This window comes from Mesorhizobium sp. M0243 (assembly GCF_040321775.1).
Taxonomy (GTDB): domain Bacteria; phylum Pseudomonadota; class Alphaproteobacteria; order Rhizobiales; family Rhizobiaceae; genus Mesorhizobium.
In genome coordinates this window covers 44021-50136 of record NZ_JAMYSF010000037.1, presented here as the reverse complement: position 1 = coordinate 50136, position 6116 = coordinate 44021, and the positions used below count along the sequence as shown (strand labels likewise).

The 6116-nt window shown below is 57.8% G+C and carries 8 protein-coding genes and 2 pseudogenes; 2 read left to right on the top strand and 8 right to left on the bottom strand.

Annotation, left to right across the window (positions count from 1 at the left end; translation table 11 throughout):
- Positions 1-323 (top strand): annotated as a pseudogene (locus tag NKJ11_RS30635) (hypothetical protein); the annotation flags it as partial.
- A gap of 347 nt (positions 324-670) precedes the next feature.
- Here the strand turns inward: NKJ11_RS30635 and NKJ11_RS30630 are convergent.
- On the bottom strand, positions 671-835 hold the full coding sequence (locus NKJ11_RS30630) for an ATP-binding protein (RefSeq protein WP_352794948.1): 165 nt from the start codon (positions 833-835) through the stop codon (positions 671-673).
- Between the two features lie 91 nt (positions 836-926).
- Between NKJ11_RS30630 and NKJ11_RS30625 the strand changes: the two genes are divergently transcribed.
- Positions 927-1133: a hypothetical protein gene (locus NKJ11_RS30625; RefSeq protein WP_352794947.1), complete on the top strand. Its 207-nt coding sequence runs from the start codon at positions 927-929 to the stop codon at positions 1131-1133.
- Here the strand turns inward: NKJ11_RS30625 and NKJ11_RS30620 are convergent.
- From NKJ11_RS30620 to NKJ11_RS30590, 7 genes and pseudogenes are all read right to left on the bottom strand, one after another.
- Positions 1130-1876 carry a GntR family transcriptional regulator gene (locus tag NKJ11_RS30620; RefSeq protein ID WP_352794946.1) on the bottom strand — a complete coding sequence of 249 codons (747 nt, stop codon included), beginning with the start codon at positions 1874-1876 and terminating at the stop codon, positions 1130-1132. The two genes, NKJ11_RS30625 and NKJ11_RS30620, sit on opposite strands and share 4 nt — an antisense overlap.
- Before the next feature lie 83 nt (positions 1877-1959).
- A pseudogene (gene tnpB, locus NKJ11_RS30615) lies at positions 1960-2159 on the bottom strand (IS66 family insertion sequence element accessory protein TnpB); the annotation flags it as partial.
- Positions 2156-2299 carry a hypothetical protein gene (locus NKJ11_RS30610; RefSeq protein WP_352794945.1) on the bottom strand — a complete coding sequence of 48 codons (144 nt, stop codon included), beginning with the start codon at positions 2297-2299 and terminating at the stop codon, positions 2156-2158. The gene NKJ11_RS30610 and the pseudogene tnpB, both read right to left, overlap by 4 nt.
- A 123-nt stretch (positions 2300-2422) precedes the next feature.
- A complete protein-coding gene (locus NKJ11_RS30605) occupies positions 2423-3403 on the bottom strand; it encodes an HAD-IIA family hydrolase (protein ID WP_352794944.1) in 981 nt (326 codons plus the stop codon).
- On the bottom strand, positions 3400-3798 hold the full coding sequence (locus NKJ11_RS30600; RefSeq protein ID WP_352794943.1) for an SET domain-containing protein: 399 nt from the start codon (positions 3796-3798) through the stop codon (positions 3400-3402). The genes NKJ11_RS30605 and NKJ11_RS30600 overlap by 4 nt, the downstream gene beginning before the upstream one ends.
- Positions 3799-3802: 4 nt before the next feature.
- On the bottom strand, positions 3803-4720 hold the full coding sequence (locus tag NKJ11_RS30595) for a PLP-dependent aminotransferase family protein (protein ID WP_352794942.1): 918 nt from the start codon (positions 4718-4720) through the stop codon (positions 3803-3805).
- Between the two features lie 347 nt (positions 4721-5067).
- A complete protein-coding gene (locus NKJ11_RS30590; protein ID WP_352794941.1) occupies positions 5068-6090 on the bottom strand; it encodes a hydroxymethylglutaryl-CoA lyase-like TIM-barrel protein in 1023 nt (340 codons plus the stop codon).
- Positions 6091-6116: the final 26 nt, after the last annotated feature.

Genomic DNA, 6116 nt, shown 5'->3' with positions numbered 1-6116 from the left:
TCAGCACAGGCTGTGTGGGTTACGCCACTGAGGCAACCTTTGCACGCGTGTATGAGGCGTCGGCGACGTCACGCCCGTGGGTCGTCGCCTTCGCATCGCACCGCTTCAGTTATGACGACATCGCGGCGGCCCTTCGGGCTTTCTCGTTGGAAACAAGGCTCGTAGAACGGTTCAGACAGCGCCAGTGCCGCTTTTCGCCGACGGAACGACAGGCGATCCTGAAGGCTATGGCCAAACTCGGCATAGAGGATCGCCTAGAGCGCACGACTGGCTACATCTATGCGTCCTGCCACATTTCCGCACCGCCAGGCGAAGCACTCTGAGTCTCGTTATGGACGGACACATCTCCAGGAGAAGTGAGTTGCTCGATGCGGCGCGGGCGATCAGCATGAGATTCAGACCGCCCGCCACTGTCGACATCTTGTCAAGCGAATCCAGGAATTGCCCTCCTTTATTGGTTTGCAGTTTTGTTTGTTTCGAGCGCTGGTCCGATCTTCTGCAGAGGCCGGACCGGCGGCTTTTCGCAAAGTCGATAGCTGTCGCCGAGAGGTGAAGCAAGCGGTCCAGGTTGCCGTTGCGACCACGGGATCTCCAAGAACGCTCCCCATTCGCCCACCGAGCGGTTGGAGGTGATCAGGATCAATCCCTTCTCGTAGCGTCGCGACACCAGTTAGAAGAACAGGTGGGCGGCATTGGCCTCGAGGGGGAGATAGCCGAGTTCATCGAGAATCAGCAATTTCGGCCGCGACAGAATCGTCAACTGCTTATCGAGGGAGCTGTCGCTGTGGGCCTTGGCCAGCATCGCCACCAGCGTGGCCGCCGTGACGAACTGCACGTTGTAATTCTGGCGGATGGCTCGCGGCCAATGCCGACCGCCAGGGCGTCTTGCGCGAGCCAGGCGGGCCAAGCAACGCCAGCGCGTCACCATGCGCGACCTAGGACAGGTGGCCACCTCGCGCTTCGTCGAGCAGGCCGTCGAGTTTGTCGCGGATAGCAGTCAGCATCGGCCGGTCGAGCATGGCGACCAGCGCTTCATGGTCAATCGTCTCCATCACCAGAACAGGCTGATCGTCAAGTCAGGCAGGCGCCGCCTCGACCTGCTCAATGATCTCGCGGCCGGCAGCCCGGCTTAGGCCATCACGATCTTCACTTTTGACGTGATTGACTGCTCCAGATACTCGAGAAAGCTGCCCCTAAACTGGCTGGCGTGCTCGTGCGCCAACCGCTCGGCTCGGTCGGCGTCCCGGTCGCGAATGGCCTCCACGAGCTCGGCGTGACCGAGATTAAGCCGATCCACGGTCGCTCCGAGGCTTTTGAAAAGAAATTCGTTGCGGAAGTAGAGCATACGCCTGCCTTCCTCAAGCACGCGCTTGTAGAAGCTGGCTAAATACTGGTTCTGACCCGCCCTCGCGACCGTTATGTGGAAATTATAGTTGCCCTCGATGATCGCCAGCCACTCGCCGCTCTCATAACCTTCTTGTGCGGTCAGGCGGAAGGACCGTTCGGACTCCTCGATTTCATTAAGTTCTTCTTCCGACCTGCACACAGCCGCCGACCGGTGCGTGGCGCGCTGTAGGAGGTCGAGGGCGTCCAAATGTTCGGGTACGCTGCTGAAATCGAGCGGGGCGACGATGGTGCTTCTGTTCGGAAGCGTCAGAACGAGCCCTTCGCTCGCCAGCCTGACCAGCGCTTCGCGTATCGGCGACCTCGAAAGATTGAAATGCTGGCTGAGGCCGATCTCGTCCAACGGGTAGCTCGGCGGCAAAGACATGTTGAAGATGTTGTGGCGGAGCTCGGAATAAACCCTTGCGCTTCCGGTTTCCTTGCTAATGACCGGTATGCTCACGTTATTGCGAACGGCCTTTTTCTTAGTCATCACTTTCCTTTCATGCGACATGGAACCCTCGGTTGCCCCCGGATCCTGAACCTCCTCCTCGCTGGGACGGCAACACGCGCCCTCACTAGAGCGCCCGTGTTGCCGTCCCAAAATGTGGGCCGCAGCCCTATCACTGCGCTTGGGGTGGAAGACAAAGACGTAGGCGCATAGAATCGGCCGCAAGAGAGGCTGCGACCAGCGCAATCAGGCCGTTTATGCCGCGGCGGAAATCGACAGGCTGTGTCGCCTGCAACGACTTCACCTCAACCGCAAGGGCAATCACTGCGCCACTCGCACCGTACCCACAACAGCAATCGCCAAGTCTGGTTCGACTGAACCCGTCAGGTCGAGGCAGCTTCCACCCATCTCAAGCTCGATCCGACTGGCGATCCCGGCCATCAAGACAGGCACGAAGATGATCATTATCGCCGCGTGGAACTGATTACCGACCGTCGGAGGCGGAGCGACTGGACACCGGACGGCGGGCGGCGGGTTGAGCGCAACGGCGGCGGTAAGACGGAAGTGCCTGGCATCACTGTTGTCCCACTACATCCGCCTGTGCTCCTTGCAAATCAGCGACGTCGCCGATCGAAGGTGTGGAAACAAACTGCCGTCGAAGATCTGATCGAGGTTCTTTGCGACATAATCGGGAGCGCCGTTCTCGTTTTGACGCAACTCGCCGCAGCTGTTGAGGCCAGTGGTTACGAGAAGTGCATCGAGCCCGGCAGCCTTTGCGCCCTTGATATCAGTATCAACCTGATCGCCGATCATCAAAAGACGGTCGGTACCGGCCCGAGCGATGCACTCTTCGAAAATCGCTCTTCCTGGCTTGCCCATAAACTCTACTGAGATTGGAGGAGCTCCGAAGGGCGCTAGTCCCGCCTGAAGCATCGGCCCTATTATGTTTGGTCCAAAGACGAGTGAGCCGTTCTTGCTAGGATAAATGATGTCCGCGTTTGCCGCTATTATACGAGGCATTTCGCCCGTCTCGATCAGTCTGCGTTGAAACGCGGACAGGATGTGATCGGCAGCCCGTTTGAAATCGAAACCTTCGTCATCGAGCACTATGAGTGTGTCGAATGTCTCGGCCGTGTCAGCGCAATGAAGATTTGGATGCTTGCCGAAGATCTCATGCGCAGCGTGTGCGCTGCCCACATACGAAACTGTCCGCCCCGCCGCCAGCTCTTCGAGTACGCGATGTCGCGCAACACCTCCTGCGGACACGATACGGTCAACCGCCGGAATCGGAAGTCCCGCGCCGCAGAGACGTAAGAATATCGTTTCATCCGATCCACTGCTGATATTCGTCACGATGTAGTATGGCTGACCGGACATATTAAGTCGGGCCAAGATATCAGCGGCGCCGGGGAGGGCTTCATTTTCGCTGATCAGGACCCCCATCGCGTCGAAAAGTATCGCGTCATAGCAATCTGCGAGTGTCTGAGGAGGACGCTCGAGCGTTGGTAGGGGGCAGTGTGAGGCGCGACACTTACAGCCGAAAAAGCCGCCTGCCGGAGATCCGGTCATTGTTGCATCGTCACAAGCGTGAGCGCATCGGAGTGGCCGACATTAGGTTCACAGCAATGATTGATCACTCCGATCCGTGAGATCTCATCAGCGTTTTCGGGGCGAACGTACCAGCGCCGATGAACCTGATGGCTGAACTTGCGCACCTTAGCCACATAGGCCTCGATCGAATCGGCTGGAAGGAGGCGGGCACCGAACCGTCCATTGATTTCGCCCTTGCGGACGGACCTTATCGGGAAAACGCCACATCGAGTGGGGTCAACGTTGCATTGCATTTTGATCGACCCATTTGCGCGCTGGACAGCACTAATCTTCTGCAGCAGTTTGACACGAAAGTACAGGCCTGCAGTATGTTCGGAGTATAACGGCTGCCCTTGTTGAGTATCATTTGTCATGATATCACCCCTGCACAAGCTCTCTATCAGGCGCGACTATCGCGTCGGGGGGTATGCTGGCCTCGCACGTCTCGCTGTAAGCCCAGGCCAGCCACTCGCATAAAATCGACAAGTCATCTGCCTCAACCGTAGGCCCCGCCCATATCCGAAATCCCGGTGGCGCGTCACCGTAGCTCCAGATGTCAAAAGCCGCGTCTTCGGCTTCGAGTAGACGGATCATCCCCGCGACGATTTTGCCGTCGTCCTCTTTCTCGCCAGCAAGCTGCTCTCGTACAAGCCGAAGAGTAATTGAACAGGTGGAGCGTGCTGCCGGATTCGTGCAAGTCCAATCAATCCAAGGAGTAGAGTTCACCCAGTCGGCGATCACAGCGTAGTTATTGGCAACCCTGTTCAGAAGCGCGGGTAGTCCGCCGCACGCTTCGGCCCAGTCGAGCGCAGAGTGGATATCCTCGACGGCGAACATGCTGGGGGTCGAGATCGTCCGGCCGCCAAAGAACGCTTTGTTCACAGATCCGTCGGGGTTGTGCAGTCTCATGAGCCTAGCTACAGGCTTGCGTGTGCCGGCTTTCAGCCGTGCCTGGGCTCGAGGCGAGAGCGCGATCATGCCGTGGCCGCCTTCGCCGCCAAGCGCTTTCTGCCATGACCAGCACAGAACATCGATCCGATCGAAGTCGATATGCCTCGTAAAAGCTGCCGAGACGGCATCTGCGATCACAAGCCCGGCACGGTCAGGAGGAATCCAGTCAAGATCCGGGGGACAAACGCCGCTGCTGGTGCCGTTTAGCACCAGAACGATGTCGTGATTGGGGTCGATCCTGCTAGTGTTCGGAAAATCTCCGAAAGCACAAATGTGCCGGCTTTGGGGGGCAAGCGCCAATGTATCGATCTCATTTGCCCAATACTGCGAGAAGCTGTCTGACAAGAATGTCTCGACTGGAAATGGGCCGAGTAGATTTTGTAAGGCCATGCTGCAGGCCCCAGTGCCCGAACCGGGCACGATTCCGCAGAGCCAGCTATCAGGCAGCTCTAGCAAAGAGACCATGCGCCTGATTACCTCTCCTAGCCTTTCTGCTCCCTCGGAGCTCCGGTGACTTCGTCCAACATAGCGCAGCATAGTCGGGTGCACGCTCCAACCAGGATGTTTACGGCAAGGGCCTGATGCAAACCGCGGATCCGAGGGGAGGACCGATGGTTTCACAACCGCATTTGGTAGAGTCATGGCTTCCTCCAAATTGGGAAAAAGGGGCACCTCAACGGAGATATCTGCGATCAGGCGATGTCGTGCGCCATCAGCGCCGACAGCTTTTCATCGGCAAAACTCATCCGTTCATCGGCGCGAAGGTCCGAAAGGCGCCTGATAATCGCGGCGTCAGACAAAGCCCCGCCTTCACGTAGCTTTTGAACATAGGACGGATGGATGAAGTTTGAGCCTGCGAATTGATATGCCGCGCTGCTGCCCCAGCCATACCGTTTGCGAAGCGGATCGAAGTGACGCGAGACGTGCTCGAGGAGTGCCCGTTCCTTGGATGTTTCGAGACGGGTGAGAATCGGCAGGAGCTGCTCACTAGCCGTATTTCCTGCCCCGCGTCCCATGCCGCCCATGGTGCAGTCTATCCAGGTCGCTCCCGCCATAGCGGCGGCCACTGAATTGACCACTGCATATCCGCGGTTGTCATGGCCGTGGAATCCAATGTCAGGCTCAATTCGATCCGCAAACCGGCCGATAATTTCCTGAACGCGAGTCGGCGTCATAGAGCCAAAGGAATCGGCAATATATAGCACGTCGATGGTGTCGATCTGCTTTACGTCCTTCAGGCACGTCTCAACTTCTGCAGCATTTGCTGCGTCGATCTGCATGAGATTCAAAAACACACGGAAGCCCCTGTGAGACAACTCAGCGAAAATGTTCCGGCAGGCAGCCAAGTTGCGGTAATGCGTCGCCACTCGGACGGTCGTGATATGCCCTGGCACTAGCCCTTCTGTCAGACGGGCGACGGCAAGGGGTATAGGCAGTTCGCTCACAAGCACATCCTTGGCATCGATCATCACGCATGCCTTGACCAGGAGACCGGCAGCCACCTGTTCGGCCTTAGAACTCGTCACACTGGCGAAATATCCGTGGCTCTCAGGCTTTCCGGCGAGCCCCAGCTCCACCATGCGCACCGGCAGAGTGTTGATAGTAGCGACATAGTCCGACACCAGTTCGGGCGCGAAATCCCAACCTGTGTAATAGCCCCCATCGCGTAAAGTGCAGTCTAGGAAGTTCACTTCATCTGGTATTGTGATTAACATTTGCCCAGACTCCTAAAAATACCGCC